This is a genomic window from Flavobacterium urocaniciphilum, assembly GCF_900110615.1.
Lineage (GTDB): Bacteria > Bacteroidota > Bacteroidia > Flavobacteriales > Flavobacteriaceae > Flavobacterium > Flavobacterium urocaniciphilum.
Genome location: NZ_FOEI01000005.1, coordinates 183399 through 206057 on the forward strand (window position 1 = coordinate 183399; position 22659 = coordinate 206057).

Here is a 22659-nt window from a genome sequence, read left to right on the forward strand (position 1 = left end):
TAAAATTAATTTTAAACTTATTATTAATAATAGTATGGCAGCAGATCAATATCAAAATGATGATGAAAGAATCCAAGAAAAATTAAAACAAAAAACTTGGAACGAAATTAGAGCGAACGATTCTTGGGCAATTTTTAAAATTATGTCTGAATTCGTAAATGGATATGAAACTATGGGACGTATCGGACCGTGTGTATCTATTTTTGGATCAGCAAGAACAAAACCAGAAGACAAATATTATCTTTTAGCAGAGAAAATTGCTTATAAAATCTCTAAAGCAGGATATGGTGTTATTACAGGTGGTGGGCCAGGTATCATGGAAGCTGGTAACAAAGGCGCACACTTAGGTGGTGGAACTTCAGTAGGTTTAAATATTGAACTACCTTTCGAGCAACACTTTAACCCTTATATCGATAGAGATAAAAACTTAAACTTCGATTATTTCTTCGTAAGAAAAGTAATGTTTGTAAAATATTCTCAAGGATTTGTAGTAATGCCTGGTGGTTTTGGAACGTTAGACGAAATGTTTGAAGCGATTACATTAATACAAACTAAAAAGATTGCAAAATTCCCTATTATTTTAGTAGGTACTGAATTTTGGACAGGTTTAATTGATTGGGTTAAAGAAGTAATTATTGATAAATTCAAAAATGCTTCTCCTGAAGATTTAAATTTATTTAAAATAGTTGATAACGAAGATGAAGTTGTTGAAGTGTTAGACAATTTCTATAAAAAATACGAATTATCTCCAAACTTCTAATCTTAAATTTAGATATAAAAAAAGTCCCAAAATTGGGACTTTTTGCTTTTTTAGTATATTTTTTTTTGTTTTTAATTAAACTTATAAGACGTTCCAAAATTTAAATTGATAAATTTCCCGAATGCAAAAGCAGTCATGAAATTAAAATCTTTCAAACTATAGTTTACACCCACTTCACCTATATAATTTGTTTTTCTTTTTTCAATGGTATTCAAAAGCTGATTAACAATTTCTTGAGCGGGTAAAAGATTTTCAATTTCACCTTTTTGTCCGCTTACTACATAATTGAAATTACTAGAATTCACTATAAAGCTACCCAATATTTCAAAGTTTTTAATTTCTTTTGAAACGGATAATTGATAATGATAAGAATCTACCAATCCATTTAAATTGTTAATTCCTAAATTCCCATATGAAGTATTCACATCTAAGAAATCAAAACTAATATCTTCGTTAGAATAAAACGTCATGGCAGCAATATTGATTTTTTTAGCCTCTAATTTTGGGAAATACTGACTCAAATTATGTTTGACACCAAAACCATACACTTGATAATATCCTCTTTTTAGATTCGTTTTATTTGAAAAACGACCAATTACTTCAGTTCCATAAGGTAAGGCAACAGAAGCATCTAAATAAGGATACGTAATGTATTCTTGGTTTACTCCTTTTGGTGTTTTCAAACGAATTTGTTCACCATCTAAATCGCCCACTAAATAATACGTATCTCCATTTCCTAATGCTGTTGGCACTTCTAATTCTGATGCTCCGTTTTCGATAGTGAAAAACTTAAAATCAGAGTTATGAATCATAAAGCTTCTATCGGCATTCGGAACCTTAAACATATTAGCATGAATTCCAAGAGAAATTTCCCAAGCTTTTTTCTTTTTTGCAGAAGTTATCCATGCAGAAGATGCTTGATAAACGGCACCATCTGTTGCTGGAATTAAATATTGCTTCGAATACAAAAGGGCATCTTCTAAAAGATACCCTAATTGTTCTAACTGTGTGGCTGTTTGCGCTTTAATTGAATTCGAAAATCCTAAGAACAAAAGACCTACTATTAGTTTACATTTCATATATGTGAATATATTTTAAATGCGTGATTATACGTCGATTTTAGCGTAAGCTGCGTTTTTCTCAATGAATTCTCTACGTGGTGGAACCTCATCCCCCATTAACATTGAGAATACTCTATCTGCTTCACCTAAATTTTCAATAGTTACTTGACGGAATGTTCTGTACTCTGGATTTAATGTAGTTTCCCAAAGTTGTTCTGCATTCATCTCTCCAAGACCTTTATAACGTTGGATACTTGTTCCTCCACCCATTTCCATTGATAATCTATCACGTTGGTCATCATTCCAAGCATAGGCTTTTTTATTACCTTTTTTAACTTGATATAATGGTGGTTGAGCAATGTAAACGTGACCTCCTTCAATTAATTCTTTCATATAACGGAAGAAGAACGTTAAAATAAGAGTTGAAATGTGAGAACCATCGACATCGGCATCACACATAATTACAACTTTATGATATCTTAATTTAGATAAGTTTAAGGCTTTACTATCTTCTTCTGTTCCAACAGTTACCCCTAAAGCTGTAAAAATATTTCTAATCTCTTCGTTTTCAAAAACTTTATGTTGCATCGCTTTTTCCACATTTAAAATCTTACCTCTTAAAGGTAAAATCGCTTGGAAAAATCTATCACGACCTTGTTTTGCAGTACCACCCGCCGAATCTCCCTCTACAAGGAAAATTTCACATTTTGCTGGATCTTGCTCAGAACAATCTGATAATTTACCTGGTAAACCACCACCGCCCATAACGGTTTTACGTTGTACCATTTCACGTGCTTTTTTAGCAGCATGACGTGCTTGAGCAGCCAAAATTACCTTTTGTACAATTGTTTTAGCATCTGCAGGATTTTCTTCTAAGTAGTTTTCTAACATTTCAGCTACCGCTTGAGAAACGGGTGAAACTACTTCTCTATTTCCTAATTTTGTTTTCGTTTGACCTTCGAATTGAGGTTCTGCAACTTTAACAGAAATAATAGCTGTTAAACCTTCACGGAAATCGTCTCCCGAAATTTCAAATTTTAATTTATCTAATAAACCAGAAGCATCCGCATATTTTTTCAACGTACGTGTTAATCCCATACGGAAACCTTGTAAATGCGTTCCTCCTTCGTGAGTATTAATATTATTTACATAAGAGAAAATATTCTCGGTATAACTTTCATTATAAATTAAAGCAACCTCAACTGGAATTTCTCCTTTGTCGTTCTCCATAGAAATTACGTGCGTAATAATTGGCACACGGTTTCCATCTAAAAACTTAACAAATTCCTTTAAACCTTCCTGAGAATGGAATGTTTCTTTTCTTGCTTCACCTTTATCGTCAATATCTCTTTTATCAACTAAAGTAATTGTAATTCCTTTATTTAAGAACGATAATTCACGTAAACGAGCCGCTAAAGTATCATACGAATATTCTAATGTTTGTGTAAATATTGTTCCATCAGGTTTAAAAGTTACGATTGTACCTCTTTTATCTGTAGTACCAATTTGTTTTACAGGATATAAACTTTTACCTCTTTCGTATTCTTGCTCGTAAATTTTTCCTTCTCTATGAACTGTTGCTCGTAAATGGTCAGAAAGTGCGTTAACACACGATACCCCAACTCCGTGAAGACCTCCAGATACTTTATATGAATCTTTATCGAACTTACCTCCTGCTCCAATTTTAGTCATTACAACCTCTAATGCAGAAACACCTTCTTTTTTGTGAATGTCTACAGGAATACCACGACCATTATCTTCAACAGAAATAGAATTATCTTCATTAATGATAACATGAATGGTATCACAATGACCTGCTAAAGCCTCATCAATAGAGTTATCTACAACCTCATAAACTAAATGATGTAATCCTCTTACTCCAGTATCTCCAATATACATCGAAGGACGCATTCTTACGTGCTCCATTCCTTCTAATGCCTGAATACTATCTGCCGAATAATTACTCTTTTTATTTTCTTCGCTCATAATATTTGTGCTAAATAATCTTTTATTACTATAAACAAATATAATTAAATGGTTAAAAAAAAGGAAGAAAAACTACTACTGAACCTCTTAAGTTATCAACATTTGTTAATTTCTACAATCGTTGCTTAAAAGTCATAAAAACGACCTTAAAATGAATTTTGAATTGTTTTTCAATTGAATAAAAATGTGAATTTTAAAAAAGTCTCTTAAATCGAAAATAAATGAGTTGTAAAAATTAATAAAATTTTGAATTTGATGATTTTTCTTCTCAAAACCTTCATTTTAGAATTAAAAAAGAGCGAATAGAAAAAATTCTAAACGCTCCTTTTAGTTAACAACACACAATAAAAAATTATACTTTGATTAGTTCGGAAGCAATCATAACATCAGCTTGCACATGTGCTGAATTTGCTCTTCCGCTTGGATCTTGGTTTTCTTGCCATTTTGGTATCCATTTTCGTACAGTTTGAGCTGCACTAACTTGTGGATAAAATTTATGGAACACACTTCTGTAAAAGAAAGCTTCCTTAGTTGTTGGCGTATTGTAAGGAAACAACTCAGCCGCTTTTTCAAATTCTGAATCGCATACTTGAGAAGTACAATACTCAATTAAAGTATCAATCCAGTTGTACCCTACACCATCTGAAAATTGCTCTTTTTGACGCCATAAAACTTCATTTGGTAAATACGGTTTCTTAGGTCTGTCAAACGCTTTTCGTAAGATATATTTCTCAATACCATCATACGTTTTGGGTTGTTTTTCTTCAGGTTTAATCTTAATAGCTAACTCTAAAAATTCTTTATCTAAAAAAGGAACTCTAGCTTCTAAACCATGAGCCATTGTCGATTTATCGGCGCGTAATAAATCGGCAGTCGATAATTTCTGAACTCTTTCAATGGTTTCTTTTTGAAAATCTTCCGCAGTTGGCGCATTTCTAAAATATAAATATCCTCCAAAAACCTCATCTGCTCCTTCTCCAGAAAGCACCATTTTAATACCTTTTTCTCTAATGGCTTTAGACAAGAAATACATTGGTGTACTCGCACGAATTGAGGTTACATCATACGTTTCTAAATGCCAAATTAATTGTTCTAAAATATCGATACCTTGTTCAATAGTAAAATGCACTTCATGATGTTCTGTACCAATAAATTCAGCTACTTTTCTTGCAGCAATTGTATCTGGAGAATCTGCATCTAAACCAATTGAAAAGGAATGTATTTTTTGACCCGATTTTTTCATTAATCTGCATGCAATTGATGAAGTTAACGAAGAATCTAAACCTCCTGAAAGCAACACACCAAAAGGAACATCAGACATTAACCTTTTTTTTACGGCTTTTTTCAATGTTTTTCTAATGGCTTTGTAATCAACATCGTGAACAGCTTTAGATGCATCTTCCCATTCAGGTTGATAATATTTTACAAAACCTGTTTTTTCTGTATAAATATGTCCTGGAGGAAATGTTGAGAAAGTAATACACTGATCGGCAATTACTTTCATTTCAGAAGCAAAATACATTCTACCGCGTTCGTCAATTCCGTAATAAAGCGGTTTAATTCCTAGTGGATCACGAGCCGCGATAAAATCGTCACCATCAATAACTACAAAAGCAAACATTCCGTCTAACATATTACAAAAATCGTATCCGAATGCTTCATATAAATGAACAATGACTTCAGAATCTGAATTTGTACGAAATGTATGGTCTTTTAAAATAGTTTTACGTAATTTTTCGTGATTATAAATTTCACCATTATGTACCATCCAAGCTGTTGAAGTTCCTTGAATAGGTTGTTTTCCTGTATGTAAATCGATAATTGACAAACGTTCATGCGTCAAAATGTGACCGTTTTCTGTAATAAACATATCACTTTCATCTGGTCCACGATGACTCATTCGTTTAGACATTTCTTTTACTAACTCTTCATCTTTTCCTTTCCCGATAATGGCTAATATTCCGCACATAGTTTTATATATTAATTTTATTCTGAAACAAAAATGGGTTATAAAGTTTCGCAATAAAACTAAAAACATAAATATGGTTAAAATTTTTAACCAAAAAATGAATTTTTATATAAATAAAAAACTAAAAGCGACTTATAATTACGTTTTACTTACAATTATAAAATTTCGAGGATTTTGTACGCCACATTGTTAACCATAAATTCAGAATTTATAGTTTTATGCATCATTTGCACACCTAATGGCGATTGTGGAGAAATGGCAAAAATAGTTTGATTATCAACAGTAATTTTAGGTAAAGCAGTAGCCACCAAAACGGTTAAATGATTGGTTTTAACCAAACTTCCTAGCACAACATTATCTGAAACCTGTTCGCTATCTAATTTAGATAAAATAACTTGTTGTTCTAGTGCTTCTTTAAGTTTGTTGGCAATTTTTTCTTGTTCGATGTGTAATTTAGAAAGTGTTGTTTCGTGTTTATCGCCAGCAGAAGATTTCGCATCGTTTTGCGCATCTTCTGTTAACGAATCGATTAAATCTTGATAAATATCGATTTTATCTTGAAGTAAGGTTTGGTATTGAGAAAGTATTTTTTGTTTGAAGTTTGGCATTTTATAGGTACACAGATTAAATGGATTTTGCTGATTTACTTAGATTTTATTTTTCGATGATTACGATTTGGTCTATTTTCTTTAATAAAAATTCTATGTTTTCTGAATTTATATTATCCTTATAAGGCCTAAAAACTATATATTTATTTTTAATCTTCTTCTCAATATAAAAACTTTCAAAATAATTACCAGTACCGCTTTCACCACACTCAACAAAATAAAGATTTCTTTCTTTTTCAAAAACAACTTTACAATCTCTATTTGAATACATTTCTTTAATTGACTTATCTTCTATATATACACTAATCAATTCGTCTTTTCTATTTCCTAAAAAAATAATATCATAATGATATCGTTTATCATCATAAACCATTTTATCTACCCAATGATTATCTTTAAATTTCAATTTAAATGATACATTTTTTTCTTGAAATGAATAATTCTCAGAAACACCACAACTTATCAATACTAAAACTGAAACAATTATAACTAGAAATTTAAGTCTCATATTTTTTAAGGTTTATTCTTTGATAAAGTCAATTTTATCAATTTCGATTCATTATTTATAAATGTAATTGTATCTTGAATATATTCCTTTTTAGAAACAATAATAGTTAGTTCTTTTTCTCCAATTGGAAAACCTTTAATTTGATTGATTTCAAAATAACCTTGTTCATCAGTAGTTGCTAAAGTATCTCCTTTTTTTAATTCTTTAATCACAACATTAGAAATTGGCAAATGCGTTTCAGAACCTATAATCATTCCATCAACAGCTTGAAAACCATCGCAGGAAATAAACATCGATATAGATAATACTAAAACGATTATTTTAAAATGGTTTTTCATCGATTAGTGATTTTTTGAGATGCATTAACTACGTTGTATCTTCGATTTCAGCATGACAAACACTACTTTTAAACTTTGTGTAAATCCGTTCAATCTGTTCAATCTGTGTACCTCTTTATTAAAAATCAAACTTGTAACTCGCACCACCTAATACCTGAACACCTTGCACTGGGAAATTTGCCCAACGGTTGTATTGTTGATTCGCTAAGTTGTTTCCTTTTAAAAAGAATGTTAAACGCTTATTGAATTTGTAACCCACATGTGCATTTAAATCGAAATAGCTGTCTAATGTTACTTTTTCTTGTATATAAGATGCTAATGGGAAAATCAATTCTTGTTTTGTAACTAAATCTAAACGCTCTCCAACAAAGAATAATTGCACACCACCGTACCATTTTTGAGTAAAATCGATATCTAAAGAAGATTCTACTTTCAATTGTGGCATATTCCATGCTTCTTGCATGTTTGAAACTTTAAATAAATTGTATGTTCCGCTAATTCCGAAAGTAGTACTTTTTGAAAAATCGGCTTTAATTTCTCCGAAAACAGTCACAGTTGTTAAATCGTCGTACACCACATTAAACGAATTTCCGTAATGATATCCTTTTTTATCTAGGATGGTTTCATCATAAGTATTTGATACAAAAAATGGTTTGTTTTTCTCATTGTTTAATCCACCACGAACGTTAAACGAAACCGCATTGGCTAATTTTCCTTTCAATCCCACATATAAATCATACGAATTATCAGTTGGAGCTACGAATAAAGTTGGCGAAACAAAAGGATTTCCATCTACGAAATCAGCATAAGAATTTTGATTTAAATTCCCTTCTGCACCTGCGTAAGCAATCATTAAATCGCCCACTAAACGATATGATGCTTTAATATTTGGATACACAAAGAATTTCCCATCAGAAGTTTCATTAAACTTATTAGTAGTATAAAATAAACCCGCACCTAAATGCACTGAAAAATCATCTTGTTGGTATAAAAAGCTAGGTTTTGTTCCGAAAATTACATTACTGTATTTCATTTCGCCTACATTATTATAATCTTTTTCGAAATTTCCACCCACATAATCAACAATAAAAGAAGCTTTAATTTTGCTATCCATCACTTCAAAATCGAATGAAGGTTTTACGAAAAATCTGTTTTCACCAGAACCAAATTTATCCGAAAAACGTTTGAATTGCATAGAAGCATCATTAAATAATCCATCGTTAAACTCCATTCTTCCACCTAAAGAAATCGTGTTATAACTCTGCATTTCTTCAATCAAATTAATGGTTGTTTCATCAAAAACAATGTTTTCAGTAGGCAAACCATACCAATTTACAATTTGGTTTTTCACACCCAAATCGACATTCCAATTCATGTCTTTTGTGCGACTTCCGTAAGTGAAATCTAAACCAGTATTATAGTATTTATCATCTAAAGCCACGTCTTTAATTCCGCCTTGAGAAGACAAATGACGTAGCAATCCGCCAACATAATCGGTTTTACTCAATTGATGCGCTAAGAAAACTTCTCCGTTTACAGTACCGTAATTTCCAGCACCAAGCGAAACATAGTTTGCAAATCCTTTTTCCAATTCTTCTTTATCTACATCAGCCGCTCTCCCTTTTGACGGTACGAAAGTTGAGGCTACCGGAAAAGAAAAGATTTGATATTTAATTGGAATTTTAGGTTCTACCACTTCCTCTTCCACAGCTGGCATTTGCTTTACTTTAAAAGCATCAGAAATAGTTGGTGTATATGGTTTAACAATATTGACAATTTCACTACCAATGTTTTCGTCTTCCTTTTGAGAAAAACCAAATTGAGTAGCTGCAATGGCGATGATACTAAAAATTACTTTCTTCATATATTTTGAATTATTCCGCAGAGCTTCACAGAGAAATCACAAAGCTTCACAAAAATTATTTTTATATTTTAATTAAAATTTCACGTAACAGATTTCCGCAAAAACTTTTAAACTTTTAAACCTCAATAAACTCTTAAACTTATTTCGTTACAGACGAATTCGTTTTAGCTTCTTCTGCTTTAATTTTATCTAATTCCGTTTGACATTCTGTAACAACATCCGGGAATTCATCAAAATTGTCGATGATACTTTGTAAAATTTCAGTGGCTTGGAAACTATCTTTTAATCCGTAATAGTTTTTCGCCATTAAGACTAACGATTTCGCTCCGAAATATTTATAACCAGAATACGTACTTGAATATTTTTCAACAGCTTTATTAGATGCTTCAAATTTCCCTTCTTTATTTTTGAAATACGCATCGTAATACAAGGCTTCAGCAGCTAATTCACCTTTAGCTATTTTCAATAATTTCGCATAAGCTTCTTTTGCTTTGGCATCATTATTCGTTTTAATTGCCGAACGAGCTATGATGATTTGTGCATCACTTTTGATTTTATCATCCATTTTCGGATTTTTCAATACTTTATCAGAATAGATTTCAGAATTAGCATAATCCAATTTTTCATAATAACATTTCATCAAATTAGCTTGAGCGAATGTAGTATTTTGTGGATATTCAGCTTCTGTTTCTAATCGTTTTAATACAGGTATAGCTGCATCACAATTTTTATCTTTTAAATGAATTTCAGATAAACGAACCAAAGCTTGTTCTGTAAATTCACTTCTTGGTTTTGAAATAACATATTCGTAATGAGGCACTGCATTCTTCTCTAATTTATCTGCAAAATATAATTGAGCTAAATAAAAGTGAACTTTCAAAGCATGTAAACCATTTGGAAATTGTGCTAAATAACCTGTAAATCCTTCAATAGCTTTTTTCGGATTATTAGCTAAATATTGTTTTTCAGCATATTCATAGGTATCATCATCTAACTCGGCATCTGTTACCTCAACAAATGAAAGTGTTTTTACCCAAGCCGCATATTCCACCATTTTACCATTTGCTTTGTAAATGTTTTTAGCAGTAGAAACCGCTTCTAACGATTCTGGAGAATTAGGAAACTCAGCTACAACTTTTTTAAATTTTACAATTGCTGGATCGTCTTTGTCTGTGTTATAATAAATCAGACCTTGTTTTAAGATTGATTTTGCAACATAAGAACTAGTTTTGTGATTATTTACAATAACATCAAACGTAGCAATTGCTTTATCATTTTGCTCTTCAGCAGTATAAGTATTCGCTAATTCATACAAAGCATCATCTAAATATTGAGATGTTTTATATGTTGAAACAAACTTGTTTAAATCTTCAATTTTCTTGTCGTTTTTATTCACAAATCCGTAACTCATCCCTTTTTGAAACGCAGCATAATCGGCATCCACACATTTTAATTCGATAGCTTTATTATACGCATCCATAGCAGGCCAATATTTTGAAGAGATATAATTACAATCAGCCATTCTTAAATAAGCATCAGACAAACGAGTTTTATCTTCTTTATTAGCGTTAATTTGAGCTTGGAAAAATGGAATAGCGTTTTCGTATTCTTTAACTTTAAAATACGCATATCCTAAGTTATAGTTAACCGTTTTCATTTCTGGAGTTTCATTTGCAGAACCATTATTTAAAAACTGTTTATACGTTAAAACTGCTTCTGAAAACTGATCTAAACTGTACTCACATTCTCCTTTCCAAAAAGTTGCACGAGCTGTAATTTTTGGATCTTTATTTTCTGATAACGATTTTTTGAAAAGCGCATAAGCTTCTTGGTATTTTCCATCGGTATACACTTCTAAACCTCTATAAAAAGACACTTTTTGATAGGCTGCTTTGTTTTCAGGGGTTTTATTTTTTTCTAATAAAACCAAAGCTTCAGTATAATTTTTAGAGGTGATATATGAATTAATCAATAAACTTTTCAATTCTTGATTATTTGGATTCGATGGATATTTATCCATAAATGATTTTAGAATTTCTGGAGTTGAAACATATGGATTACCAATTTCATAACTCAATTTGGTATAATTCAACGCTGCATCTTCTTGAATTTTAGCATCAAAAGTCATTTCAGAAGCCGTTTTAAAAGCATTTAAAGCTTGTTGTTTTCTATCCGTATTCAAATAACTTTCCGCTAAATGATAATAGGCATTTTGAGCTACGAAATCGTTTCCTTCAATAATTTTATTGAATTGTGTTATTGCATTTTCATAATCTTTTTGTTGGTAAAAAACATAACCTAATTGGTAATAATCTGTATTGGTCCATTTTCCGTTTTTACCTCTATATGCTTGTAAATAAGGTAAAGCTTTATCGTATTTTTTTAAGTTAAAATAACTTTCACCTATAATTTTAGAAAGTTCGCTTTTCTCTAAAGCGTTTGATTTTTTCAATTGAGGCTCTCCTAAATCGATGGCTTTTTGAAAATTTCCTAATTTGAAATTCATATCTGCCTGAAAGTAGCCCATTTTTTCTTTGTACTTATCTTGGTCAGAAACTTGTCCGAATAACTCATTCGCTTCTTGATAGTTATCACCTTCATAAGCCAAATAACCTAAATAATATTTCGCTTGATTTCCGTATTCTTTAGAATTGGCAACTTTATTTAAATATTTAGAAGCTTCTTTGTTGTTTTTGGTTGCGAAATTGGCATATCCACGTTGAAAATTCGCTTTTTCCATATCAGATGCAGATAAATCCGGTTCATGAATATTTTCATACCATTTTAATGATTGAGAATAATTTCCTTCTGCAAAATAATATTGCGCAACTTCAGTATATGCTGAATTTCTTTTTGTACTAGTTGGATGATTTTCAATAAATGACTCCATTAAAGCATCTGCACCAGATTGATTTGTTTTGATCGCACAATTAGCAATATAATAATCACAATCAGAAATAATTTCTTCTGAAGTTGATGTATTTTTTACTTTATCGAATAAAATTTGAGCGGCTTGAAATTGCTTTTCTTTATACAATAAAACTGCTTTATTATAATCCTGATTATCATCTACATAAATAGCAGATTGCTGTGCAAAACTGAATTGTGAAATACTTAAAATAAGAAAGAATATTCTTGAAAATTTCTTCATATTGTTGATGTTTTTAGAATTTATATGTTTAACAATTTATTGTAATTGAAACATATGAATCGTTTTGTTTTATTGGTGTTTGCTAGGCAAACAATTTGATTATTTCGAATTCAAATATATTAAATCGATATGATTATAAACGCAAAAGTTATCTTAAATATTGCAAATGAAATTATTTAGATGAATAATTTTGTTTAGCGGTGAAATGTTTCTATTTTTACACATTAATTCAATTCGAACTATGAGCCAAACGATTTTATCCTTAAAAAACGTTTCTATATATCAAGAAAACAATCTAATATTATCCGATATTAATTTAGAAGTTCAAAAAGGAGAATTTTTATATTTTATTGGAAAAACAGGATCAGGAAAAAGTAGCATTATGAAAGTTCTTTATGCCGATTTACCTTTAAAAGAAGGCGAAGGAACTATTGTAGATTATAATTTAAATACTTTAAAAGAAAAAGACATTCCGTATTTGAGAAGAAAAATCGGAATTGTGTTTCAAGATTTCAAACTTTTATCGGACAGAAGCATTAAAGACAATTTAATTTTTGTTTTAAAAGCAACTGGATGGGTTGATCCTATTGAAATGGATAATAAAATCCAGGAAGTGCTAGAAAAAGTAGGAATGGCAAATTTTGCTCATAAAATGCCGCATCAAATTTCGGGTGGAGAACAACAACGTGTAGCTATTGCTAGAGCGTTATTGAATGACCCAGAATTAATTTTAGCTGACGAACCATCTGGAAATTTAGATCCTCAAACGAGTATTGAAATTATGGAAGTTTTGAAAAAAATTAATGCAAATGGAAAAACAATAATCATGGCGACTCATGATTATGCGTTGTTATTAAAATATCCATCAAAAACCTTGAAGTTCGAAGATGGTAAAGTTTTTGAAGTTGTTCAAAAATCAGTGTAACGAATTATACATTAAGTATACTAATTCTTTAAACTAACTAAAAACTATTACTATTATGAACGAAATTATCAAGAAAAACGGAATTAAATTTGGAATTATCTCAGGAATTGTTGGTATTGTAGTAACTTCTACTATGTATGCTGTAGACATCAATTTATTTGCCAATTCATTAATTGGGATTGGAATGATTGTATTTTACATCGGATTAGGAATTTATGTAGTATCTATTTGCAAAAAAGAAATGGGTGGAACTATTAATTTTAAAGATGCTTTTACTGCCTTTTTAATTTATTGCTCTATCGGAATTGTAATTGCAAATGTTTTTAATTACATTTTGTTCAACTTCATTGATCCGGCTGCTAAAGATCAAATTTTAGAAATTACAATCAATAAAACAGTAGAGTTTATGGAAAAATTTGATACTCCAAAAGAAGCCATTAAAAAAGCTGTTATTGAATTAAAAGAAAACGACCAATATTCTATTGGCAATATTATAAAAGGAAGTGCATTTTCAATCATTTTTTCTTCAATTGTAGGATTGATTGTAGCTGCAGTAATGAAAACCAAAACAACATATAACGAATAAATGAATATTTCACTTGTAATTCCCTTATTAAACGAACAAGAATCGTTACCAGAATTATCAAAATGGATTGAGAAAGTTATGACTAGTCATAACTTTTCTTATGAAGTACTATTTGTAGATGATGGTAGTAATGACGAGTCTTGGGAAACAATACAAAACCTTTCAAAATCTAATCCTAACATTAAAGGGATTAGATTTTTACGCAATTATGGCAAGAGTCAAGGACTGCATGCCGGTTTTGCAAAAGCTCAGGGAGACGTAGTAATTACTATGGATGCCGACTTACAAGATAGTCCAGATGAAATCCCAGAATTATACGATTTAGTATATAATCAAGGATATGATTTAATTTCAGGATGGAAGAAAAAACGCTACGATTCTGTGGTAGCTAAAAATTTACCATCAAAATTATTCAACTGGGCTGCAAGAAAAATTTCTGGTGTAAAACTAAATGATTTCAATTGTGGTTTAAAAGCTTATAAAAATGTTGTCATAAAAAACATTGAAGTTTCAGGTGAAATGCACCGTTACATTCCAGTTTTAGCTAAAAATGCAGGTTTTTCTAAAATTGGAGAAAAAGTGGTTATTCATCAAGCAAGAAAATACGGAAGTTCTAAATTCGGAATGGACAGATTTGTAAACGGATTTTTAGATTTAATTACAATTTGGTTCATTTCAAAATTCGGAAAACGCCCTATGCACTTTTTCGGATTATTAGGAAGCTTAATGTTTTTCATCGGATTCACATTAGCTTTATACATGGGAATTGACAAATTATTTTTCCATACCACTGCAAGACTAATAACCAATAGACCTGAATTTTACATTGCTTTAACTACAATGATTATAGGTACTCAATTATTCTTAGCAGGATTTTTAGGTGAAATCATTTTACGTACCAAAAGCAACGAAGAACGCTATAAAATAGCAGAAACATTATAATACATTTTTACAATAGAATATGCACATCGAACAAAATATATTAGATCAAGTTAACGAATGGCTAACGCCTACTTTCGACCAAAACACACAAGATGAAATAACTGCATTAATGACATCTGACCCAAAAGGTTTAGAAGATGCTTTTTATAAAAACTTGGAATTTGGTACAGGCGGAATGCGTGGTGTTATGGGAGTTGGAACCAATCGTATCAACAAATATACGTTGGGTAAAAACACACAAGGATTGTCTAATTATTTAAAAAAATGTTTTCCAAACGAAGACTTAAAAGTAGCAATTGCATACGATTGTAGAAAAAACAGTGATACGTTAGCAAAAGTAGTGGCTGATATCTTTTCAGCAAATGGAATAAAAGTGTATTTATTTTCAGAATTACGCCCTACTCCAGAATTATCTTTTGCTTTAAAATATTTAAACTGTCACGCAGGAATTGTATTAACAGCTTCTCACAATCCACCAGAATACAATGGGTACAAAGTATATTGGCAAGATGGCGGACAAATAGTTCCTCCTCAAGATGGAGAAATTATTGCTGAAATTGAAGCTTTAAAATACAACGATATCAATTTTACTGCAAATGAAAATTTAATCGAATATATCGATACTGAAATTGACGAAGCGTTTATCAAATCAACCATTGAAAATGCTAGTTTCAATACACCAAAAGAAGCAAAAGAAAACTTAAATATTGTCTTTACTTCTTTACATGGAACTTCTATTAAATCGATTCCAGCAGTATTAAGTAAAGCTGGTTACACGAATGTAAATATTGTAAAAGAACAAGAAATTCCAGACGGAACATTCCCAACTGTAAAATCTCCAAATCCTGAAGAACCAGAAGCATTAACAATGGCTTTAGCATTAGCAGATAAAGTAAATGCTGATATCGTTATTGGAACGGATCCTGATTCGGACCGATTAGGGGTTGCGGTTAGAGATACTAATGGAAAAATGATTTTATTAAATGGTAATCAAACTATGGTTATCATGACTGCCTTTTTATTAGAACAATGGAAACGTGCAGATAAAATCACTGGAACAGAATTTATTGGTTCTACAATTGTTTCTACTCCGATGATGTTAGATTTAGCGGAAGCCTACGGAATTGAATGCAAAGTGGGATTAACTGGTTTCAAATGGATTGCAAAATTCATTAAAGATTTTCCAGATCAAAAATTTATTGGCGGTGGTGAAGAAAGTTTCGGATTTATGGTTGGTGATGCTGTTAGAGATAAAGATGCCGTTGCAGCTTGTTTGTTAGTTTGTGAAATTGCCGCTCAAGCGAAAGCTTCAGGAAGTAGTTTATATAACGAACTGATTAACTTGTATTTAGATTTCTCATTTTACAAAGAACATTTAATATCTTTAACTAAAAAAGGTAAAGAAGGTTTGGCAGAAATCAATCAAATGATGATTGATTTACGTGAAAACCCAATGGAATCAATCAACGGTCAACGTGTAGTTTGTATTGAAGATTATCAAAACACAACGGCTCGCGATTTAATTAATAATGAAACTTTCCATTTAGATATTCCAAAATCGAATGTATTGATTTATTATTTAGAAGACGGAAGTAAAATCTGCGCCAGACCAAGTGGTACGGAGCCAAAAATTAAATTCTATTTTAGTGTGAACGCTATTTTAGAAAGTAAAGACGATTTAGAAGCAGCCAATGCTTATTTAGATACCAAAATTCAGAATATCATTTCAGAAATGAAATTAAACTAATTTAAATGAATAGTTCATTTTATAAAATAGTAAAATACGCATTACCTTATAAAAGGTTTGCCTTTTACAACATCTTTTTCAACATTTTATACGCCATTTTTAATGCGTTGTCAATGTTAATGCTTATTCCAATGCTTGGAGTTATGTTTGGAAAAACTGAACGTGTTACAGAAATTCCAAAATATGATGGTGAGTTAAACAAATATGGAGAAGCTTATTTAAACTATATATTAACAACAGCAAAAGATGAGCATGGTCCACAACATGCCTTACTAATTATGATTTCTTTAGTAATTTCAATGTTTTTATTAAAGAATGTTAGTAATTACTTTGCAATGTACAACGTAACTTTTTTACGTAATGGCACGTTACGTGATTTACGAATTGCTTTATACAACAAAGTGATTCATTTGCCTTTATCATTCTATTCAGAAAAGCGAAAAGGTGATGTTATGGTTCGATTAACAAATGATGTGGGTGAAGTTCAGTTTGCATTCTTATCTATTTTAGAAGTAATATTTAAAGAACCATTAACTATTATTGGTATGCTTTTTACGATGCTTTTTATCAACGCAAAACTAACGTTATTTGTACTGATTTTCATTCCATTATCAGGATTAATGATATCAAGGATTGGAAAGGGCTTAAAAAGAAAATCGGGTCGTGTTCAACAAGAATCAGGAGTATTTGTTTCTATTTTGGAAGAAACTCTTTCTGGGTTAAAAGTCATTAAAAGTTATAATTCTGAAGGTAACTTTTTTGGTAAATTTAATGCTTCAGCCGATAGATTATATACTTTTTCTAATAGTTTATTAAATAGAAATAACCTTGCAAATCCAGTCAGTGAATTTTTAGGAATTGTAGTTATTGCCATTCTTTTATGGTTTGGTGGAAATATGGTTTTAGTAGAAAACACGTTGAATGGTGAAAAATTCATTGGATTTATGTTATTAGCATATGGAATATTACAACCGGCAAAAGCTATTTCTAAAGCGTCTTATACATTAAAATCAGCTTTAGCGGCTGCAGAAAGAGTATTGGAAGTTTTAGATCAAGAAAATACGATTACCAATAAAGAAAATGCATTTGTAAAAGATACTTTCGACAAAGGTATTTCTATCAACAATATCAATTTCGCTTACGAAAAAGAAAAAGTTTTAAAAGATTTTTCTATCGAAGTCCCAAAAGGGAAAACCATTGCTTTGGTTGGACAATCGGGTTCAGGAAAAAGTACCATTGCCAATTTATTGACACGTTTTTATGATATTCAAGAAGGAAGTATAAAAATTGATGATGTTGAAATTAGAGATTGGGATATGCATTCTTTAAGAGCTTTAATCGGATTGGTAACACAAGATTCGATTTTGTTTAATGATTCGATTAAAAACAACCTTTTAATTGGAAAACAAGACGCAACAGACGAAGAAATTATTGAAGCGTTGAAAATTGCTAATGCATACGATTTCGTAAAAGATTTACCAAACGGAATAGAAACCAATATTGGTGATGGCGGTGGAAAATTATCAGGCGGACAAAAACAACGTATTTCAATTGCTCGTGCAGTATTGAAAAATCCCCCAATTATGATTTTAGATGAAGCAACTTCAGCCTTAGATACGGAAAGTGAAAAATTAGTTCAAGATGCCATTGAAAAAATGATGCAAAACCGAACTTCTATCGTAATAGCGCATCGTTTATCTACGATTCAAAAAGCAGATAATATCATCGTAATGCAAAAAGGAAAAATTGTAGAGCAAGGAAATCACAATGATTTATTAGCTAAAAACGGAACGTATGCGAAATTAGTAGCCCTTCAATCGTTTGAGTAATGTACATTATAAACGACAATATTAAGTTACCCGAAAATCCAGATACGATTGTTTGGAAATACTTAGACTTGTCGAAATTTTTAGACTTATTATTATCGAAACAGTTATTCATGTCGCGATCTGATAAGTTTGAGGATCAATATGAAGGCACTTTTTCAGAACCCACTTACGAAGAAATTAAAAAGCTATCTGAAAACAATCCAGAATTCTTAGCATATTATAAATCACATCGCGAAAAAGTATTAGTAAGCAGTTGGCATATCAATGAATATGAATCGTATGCTATGTGGCAAATATTTACTCAAAATAGTGAAGGTTTAGCGATTCAAAGCACTATTGGCAGACTGCAAGAAGCTTTAGTGCCTGAACAAAACTTTAAGCAATATATTGGTGAAGTTAATTATATAGACTACAAAAAGGAATACATCCCATTTGACAATATGTTCTTCCCTTTTATGTTTAAACGTAAGAGTTTCCAATATGAAAGAGAAGTTAGAATAATTTCAGACGTTTCTGATACCGATTTAAAAATAAACGACGGTTTGAAAATAGATGTTGATATTAACCAATTAATTGAAAAGATTTATATTCATCCGAAATCGGAAAACTGGTATAAAAAATTGGTTATCGAATTGGTTTCAAAATTAGGTTTTGATATCGAAATTGAAAAATCAGATTTGGAAAGTGATATTTTGATTTAAGTTTTACTCTTTATAATAATCATATTCACCTACAAAACATTCTGTTGTATCAAAAACCTTGCTTCTTTCTATACTAAACGATCTGTTTCTTACTCCCAGAAAATCGGCATTATCTAGTTTATCCGTTTTAGTTTCGAAATCTTCATATTTGTAATTTTCTTGTAAACCTAAAGCAGGAAAAAGAATATAATTACGTTCTTTTATGAATAATTGCTTGATGTTTGGATATTTAAATATTCGCTCAGAATTATATAAAACGATAAGTTTTTCCAATTCTTTTGCTGTTTTGGGTGGATTTTTGACTAAAACTACTTCATTAATACGATTTTCCAGAGTATCAATTCTGGTCATTTGTTTAAGAACTACAAACTCAGTTTTAGAAAAACAATATGATTTTATTAAATAGAAAGTTACTAATATGAATATAAACCCAACCAATTTTTGCTTGTGTTTAATAAACATATTCATTTTATTTTTCAAAATTACAACGGAAAATATTCAGAAACCTTATTATCTTTTAAGTTTAAGAAATGATAATGAATTTTGTCATTTTTGTCAAATTCACCGTTTTTATTAGCGTCTTCAACGGTTCTAAAGAAGATTTTATTAGCAGCTTCAATATGTTTCCAATCTAATAATTCTTGTAAATCAGTTGAAATTTTAGTGAAGTTTTCACCTAATTCTGAACTTATATATAAGGATTTAATATCATTAGAATCTATAACGCCATCTTGATTGGTATCTGAATCTGCTAAAATATAAATTAACATTTTATTGTTTTTCACAAAAGAAACTCGCTCTATAAGCATTACTTTATCTGTTAAAACATGCAATGAATCGGAACCAATGGCTTGAAATTTCATGTTCTGTAAATATCCCGTAATTTCATTATCCATCGAATTAGAAACATTAAATCCAGCCACACCTTCGTAAGAAGTACTTTCATAAGTTCCTTTTTTATTGATATCTCCTAAAGTTAAATTACCAATAGTATAAATCAACACATTTGAACCTTCAAATTGAATAGGTAAATCAGCAACTTCCAACTTACTAGTGTCTCTTTGAGGTGATTTAGTTTCTTTCGTATTGTTATATTTCACTTTAGGTTTTGGCTTTTCTTGCTGACAAGAAAAAATCATCACACTAGAAACGAAAAGGATATAAATATAATTTTTCATATGCTGCAGTTTGTATATCAAATATAGCAATTAGAAATTAAATTCTCATGCTCAACTTCAAATTAAACGTTCTAGTTGTTAAATAGTTCGGCACACCGTATTGTGTTTTTGTATACACATCTCTAACCCAAGTATTTGTGATGGCATTTTGATTATTGAACAAATTAAAAATTTCAAATCCTAAAGTCATTTCAGAAAAATTATTCAACCATTTTCTGTGGTGACCTAATTTGGCATCTTTAAACACATATGAAAACCCTGCGTCTGCTCTACGATAATCATTTAACCGCATTTGATATTGATAAGGATCAGCATACGCTGGCGAACCACCAGGTAACCCCGTATTATACACTAAATTCAAGTACATTTTTAAACTTGGAATGTTTGGCATATAATCTTGAAACAAGATTGCAAATTTTAAACGTTGATCAGTTGGACGAGCGATATTTCCTCTTCCGCTTTGATTTTCTTCTGTTTTTAAATACCCAAAAGTAAACCAAGATTCAACTCCTGGAACGAATTCTCCATTTAAACGCCCATCGATTCCGTAAACATAAGCAGTAGCATCATTATTAGCTCTATAGCGAATTCTTACGTTATCAATTGTATACGTATTTACATCCGTCATCGTTTTATAATATGCTTCACTCACTAATTTAAAAGGTCTATCCCACATTCTAAAACTATAATCGTGACCTAATACAAAATGTATCGATTTTTGATCTTTTACATTTAAATTCAAACTTCCATCATTGGCACGTAATTCTCTATAAAATGGTGGTTGATTATACATTCCGACAGAAAATCTGAAAATCATTTCTTTTTCCCAGTCTGGTTTTAAAATAAACTGCGCTCTTGGTGAAAAAGTAATTTGATTATCTCCTGAAACATTAAAATTTTGAACCGACCAACTTTGTCCGCGAACACCTGCATTGATGTAATAAGTGTGCGAACCTATTTTTCCTTCGTGATTCCAATTTAAATATGAAGAAAAACGATTGATAGTTGTATTGTTTTTAGCTCTAACATTTTGATACGGTGCTAATGGTCCGTAATATGGATTATAAGGCTGATCATTTACATAACCTAATAAAGGATTAGGTAATGAAAACCCAGCAGAGTCAATCACTTCCCACTCTACTACTCTATCACGAATGTCTTCTAAATTATGTTTAAAACTCCATTCGATTGTATTTCTTGGATTTATTTTATGATTTCCTTTAATTTCATTAGTAATAATTAAGGCATCTAAATTGTTTCTAGCATGATTTAATTGCGAACCTATTCCACGAGAAAATACCACATCACCAAAAGTTTCCGAACCAATATTGGCATCAACTTCTCCTAAACGATATTGCGCTAAAATATCGTAATATTCTTCTTCTACTGTATGATAGGCTGACGTAATAAACTTATACGTATTGCTTTTATTAGGTTCATAAACCGACTTAATTGCTCCAAAAACCGTAGTATATTTATCTTTTTCTTGTCCTTCGTATTGAATTAATAAAGCTATTGGCTCACTAACTGTTCCAAAATTAGTTTGACGCGTAGTTGGTTGGTATTTATAATTATTTTGAGAAATATTTCCTAAAAAGCTAAAACTCCATTTCGTATTGTGAGCATAATTCAACATCGTTTGCACATCTAAAAATGATGGTCGATAATTCGTTTCTGTTTCTTGACTTTTAACTAATAACGAGTTGTTTCTGTAGCGAACACCTGTAATATTGCTCCATTTTTGGTTTTTAGAAACACCTTCAGCAAAAATACTTCCACCTAATAAACTTGCTTCTAATCCTGCATGAAAGGTTTTCGGATTTCTATACGCAATATCTAAAACTGAAGAAAGTTTATCACCATATTTTGCTTGGAAACCACCGGCATAGAAATCGATATTTTGAACTAAATCGGTATTGGTAAAACTCAAACCTTCTTGTTGACCTGAACGAATTAAAAACGGACGATACACCTCAATTTCATTCACATAAACTAAGTTTTCATCGTAATTTCCACCACGAACTGCGTAAGAAGTACTTAACTCATTATTGGAATAAACTCCAGGCAATGATTTAATTAAGTTCTCTACTCCAGCATTGGCACCAGGAATTCTTCTAATTACTGCAGGAGAAAGTGCTGTAGCTCCATCAATTTTTCTTTTCTTTCCCGTAATAACGACTTCTTCAATTACTTCATTTTTAGTACCCAAAATTGGATTCCATTCGAAATCTTCGTTTGGTTTTAGTTTGACTTTATAAGTCGACTTCTTATAAGTTGAATGTGAATAAACTAGGGTTACTTCAACGTTAGCATCAATTTCTAACTCGTAAAAACCAGTAGCATTTGTAGTAGTATTTGAAGTTGGAGAAACAACAACTACATTTTCAATAGGCTCTTTATTTTCGTTTAAAATTACACCTTTCACTCTGGCTTTTTGAGCAAAAGAAAAACAAGTGAACAATACAAATAAGAAAGTATATTTAATTTGCTTAACGCTAAAATTCAT

Annotated in this window: 18 protein-coding genes; 7 read left to right on the forward strand and 11 right to left on the reverse strand. The window is 30.9% G+C overall.

Annotation, left to right across the window (positions count from 1 at the left end; all coding sequences use genetic code 11):
- The first annotated feature begins 34 nt into the window (after positions 1-34).
- Complete coding sequence (locus BMY86_RS10145; protein WP_091468602.1) at positions 35-760, forward strand: LOG family protein; 726 nt, start codon at positions 35-37, stop codon at positions 758-760.
- A 71-nt stretch (positions 761-831) separates the two neighbouring features.
- On the opposite strand, the gene BMY86_RS10150 is transcribed toward BMY86_RS10145, so the two are convergent.
- The 8 genes from BMY86_RS10150 to BMY86_RS10185 all read right to left on the reverse strand — a co-directional run bounded on the left by BMY86_RS10150 (position 832) and on the right by BMY86_RS10185 (position 12245).
- A complete protein-coding gene (locus BMY86_RS10150) occupies positions 832-1839 on the reverse strand; it encodes a DUF6588 family protein (RefSeq protein ID WP_091468606.1) in 1008 nt (335 codons plus the stop codon).
- Positions 1840-1866: 27 nt separating this feature from the next.
- On the reverse strand, positions 1867-3807 hold the full coding sequence (gene gyrB, locus BMY86_RS10155; RefSeq protein ID WP_091468609.1) for a DNA topoisomerase (ATP-hydrolyzing) subunit B: 1941 nt from the start codon (positions 3805-3807) through the stop codon (positions 1867-1869).
- Between the two features lie 352 nt (positions 3808-4159).
- Positions 4160-5776 carry an asparagine synthase B gene (gene asnB / locus BMY86_RS10160; protein WP_091468613.1) on the reverse strand — a complete coding sequence of 539 codons (1617 nt, stop codon included), beginning with the start codon at positions 5774-5776 and terminating at the stop codon, positions 4160-4162.
- A gap of 155 nt (positions 5777-5931) precedes the next feature.
- Positions 5932-6384 carry a hypothetical protein gene (locus tag BMY86_RS10165; RefSeq protein WP_091468616.1) on the reverse strand — a complete coding sequence of 151 codons (453 nt, stop codon included), beginning with the start codon at positions 6382-6384 and terminating at the stop codon, positions 5932-5934.
- Positions 6385-6430: 46 nt separating this feature from the next.
- The gene (locus BMY86_RS10170) at positions 6431-6892 is read right to left on the reverse strand and encodes a hypothetical protein (RefSeq protein ID WP_091468620.1); all 462 of its coding nucleotides are present in this window, start codon (positions 6890-6892) and stop codon (positions 6431-6433) included.
- Between the two features lie 5 nt (positions 6893-6897).
- Positions 6898-7230, reverse strand: a complete 333-nt coding sequence (locus BMY86_RS10175; protein ID WP_143065639.1) for a carboxypeptidase-like regulatory domain-containing protein — start codon at positions 7228-7230, stop codon at positions 6898-6900.
- 118 nt (positions 7231-7348) lie between these two features.
- Complete coding sequence (locus BMY86_RS10180; RefSeq protein WP_091468625.1) at positions 7349-9094, reverse strand: TonB-dependent receptor; 1746 nt, start codon at positions 9092-9094, stop codon at positions 7349-7351.
- A 139-nt stretch (positions 9095-9233) separates the two neighbouring features.
- Positions 9234-12245: a tetratricopeptide repeat protein gene (locus BMY86_RS10185; protein WP_091468628.1), complete on the reverse strand. Its 3012-nt coding sequence runs from the start codon at positions 12243-12245 to the stop codon at positions 9234-9236.
- 241 nt (positions 12246-12486) lie between these two features.
- On the opposite strand from BMY86_RS10185, the gene BMY86_RS10190 reads away from it, so the two are divergent.
- Genes BMY86_RS10190 through BMY86_RS10215 form a run of 6 tightly spaced genes read left to right on the forward strand, consistent with a single transcriptional unit; the run spans position 12487 to position 18975 of the window.
- On the forward strand, positions 12487-13170 hold the full coding sequence (locus tag BMY86_RS10190) for a cell division ATP-binding protein FtsE (RefSeq protein ID WP_091468630.1): 684 nt from the start codon (positions 12487-12489) through the stop codon (positions 13168-13170).
- A gap of 55 nt (positions 13171-13225) precedes the next feature.
- Positions 13226-13756: a DUF4199 domain-containing protein gene (locus BMY86_RS10195; RefSeq protein ID WP_091468633.1), complete on the forward strand. Its 531-nt coding sequence runs from the start codon at positions 13226-13228 to the stop codon at positions 13754-13756.
- Positions 13757-14698, forward strand: a complete 942-nt coding sequence (locus BMY86_RS10200; RefSeq protein WP_091468635.1) for a glycosyltransferase family 2 protein — start codon at positions 13757-13759, stop codon at positions 14696-14698.
- Between the two features lie 19 nt (positions 14699-14717).
- The gene (locus BMY86_RS10205; RefSeq protein WP_091468638.1) at positions 14718-16445 is read left to right on the forward strand and encodes a phospho-sugar mutase; all 1728 of its coding nucleotides are present in this window, start codon (positions 14718-14720) and stop codon (positions 16443-16445) included.
- Between the two features lie 5 nt (positions 16446-16450).
- Positions 16451-18274, forward strand: coding sequence for an ABC transporter ATP-binding protein (locus BMY86_RS10210; RefSeq protein WP_091468641.1), 1824 nt, complete (start codon positions 16451-16453; stop codon positions 18272-18274).
- Positions 18274-18975 (forward strand): hypothetical protein, encoded by a 702-nt coding sequence (locus tag BMY86_RS10215; RefSeq protein ID WP_091468643.1) that lies wholly within the window; start codon positions 18274-18276, stop codon positions 18973-18975. Before BMY86_RS10210 ends, BMY86_RS10215 begins: the two co-directional genes overlap by 1 nt.
- A gap of 3 nt (positions 18976-18978) precedes the next feature.
- Here BMY86_RS10215 and BMY86_RS10220 read toward each other — a convergent pair whose 3' ends face one another.
- The 3 genes from BMY86_RS10220 to BMY86_RS10230 form a co-directional block, all read right to left on the reverse strand.
- Positions 18979-19326 (reverse strand): hypothetical protein, encoded by a 348-nt coding sequence (locus BMY86_RS10220; RefSeq protein ID WP_143065640.1) that lies wholly within the window; start codon positions 19324-19326, stop codon positions 18979-18981.
- Between the two features lie 131 nt (positions 19327-19457).
- Positions 19458-20153 (reverse strand): hypothetical protein, encoded by a 696-nt coding sequence (locus tag BMY86_RS10225; RefSeq protein WP_091468650.1) that lies wholly within the window; start codon positions 20151-20153, stop codon positions 19458-19460.
- 37 nt (positions 20154-20190) lie between these two features.
- Positions 20191-22659, reverse strand: a complete 2469-nt coding sequence (locus tag BMY86_RS10230) for a TonB-dependent receptor (protein WP_091468654.1) — start codon at positions 22657-22659, stop codon at positions 20191-20193.

Excerpts from the sequence above, each read along its gene's own strand:
- BMY86_RS10190 (WP_091468630.1), top strand. The coding sequence starts at position 12,487 with ATGAGCCAAACGATTTTATCCTTAAAAAACGTTTCTATATATCAAGAA.
- BMY86_RS10150 (WP_091468606.1), bottom strand. The coding sequence starts at position 1,839 with ATGAAATGTAAACTAATAGTAGGTCTTTTGTTCTTAGGATTTTCGAAT.
- BMY86_RS10230 (WP_091468654.1), bottom strand. The coding sequence starts at position 22,659 with ATGAATTTTAGCGTTAAGCAAATTAAATATACTTTCTTATTTGTATTG.
- BMY86_RS10225 (WP_091468650.1), bottom strand. The coding sequence starts at position 20,153 with ATGAAAAATTATATTTATATCCTTTTCGTTTCTAGTGTGATGATTTTT.
- gyrB (WP_091468609.1), bottom strand. The coding sequence starts at position 3,807 with ATGAGCGAAGAAAATAAAAAGAGTAATTATTCGGCAGATAGTATTCAG.
- BMY86_RS10210 (WP_091468641.1), top strand. The coding sequence starts at position 16,451 with ATGAATAGTTCATTTTATAAAATAGTAAAATACGCATTACCTTATAAA.
- BMY86_RS10205 (WP_091468638.1), top strand. The coding sequence starts at position 14,718 with ATGCACATCGAACAAAATATATTAGATCAAGTTAACGAATGGCTAACG.
- BMY86_RS10195 (WP_091468633.1), top strand. The coding sequence starts at position 13,226 with ATGAACGAAATTATCAAGAAAAACGGAATTAAATTTGGAATTATCTCA.
- BMY86_RS10145 (WP_091468602.1), top strand. The coding sequence starts at position 35 with ATGGCAGCAGATCAATATCAAAATGATGATGAAAGAATCCAAGAAAAA.
- asnB (WP_091468613.1), bottom strand. The coding sequence starts at position 5,776 with ATGTGCGGAATATTAGCCATTATCGGGAAAGGAAAAGATGAAGAGTTA.
- BMY86_RS10185 (WP_091468628.1), bottom strand. The coding sequence starts at position 12,245 with ATGAAGAAATTTTCAAGAATATTCTTTCTTATTTTAAGTATTTCACAA.
- BMY86_RS10175 (WP_143065639.1), bottom strand. The coding sequence starts at position 7,230 with ATGAAAAACCATTTTAAAATAATCGTTTTAGTATTATCTATATCGATG.
- BMY86_RS10170 (WP_091468620.1), bottom strand. The coding sequence starts at position 6,892 with ATGAGACTTAAATTTCTAGTTATAATTGTTTCAGTTTTAGTATTGATA.
- BMY86_RS10200 (WP_091468635.1), top strand. The coding sequence starts at position 13,757 with ATGAATATTTCACTTGTAATTCCCTTATTAAACGAACAAGAATCGTTA.
- BMY86_RS10215 (WP_091468643.1), top strand. The coding sequence starts at position 18,274 with ATGTACATTATAAACGACAATATTAAGTTACCCGAAAATCCAGATACG.
- BMY86_RS10180 (WP_091468625.1), bottom strand. The coding sequence starts at position 9,094 with ATGAAGAAAGTAATTTTTAGTATCATCGCCATTGCAGCTACTCAATTT.
- BMY86_RS10220 (WP_143065640.1), bottom strand. The coding sequence starts at position 19,326 with ATGACCAGAATTGATACTCTGGAAAATCGTATTAATGAAGTAGTTTTA.
- BMY86_RS10165 (WP_091468616.1), bottom strand. The coding sequence starts at position 6,384 with ATGCCAAACTTCAAACAAAAAATACTTTCTCAATACCAAACCTTACTT.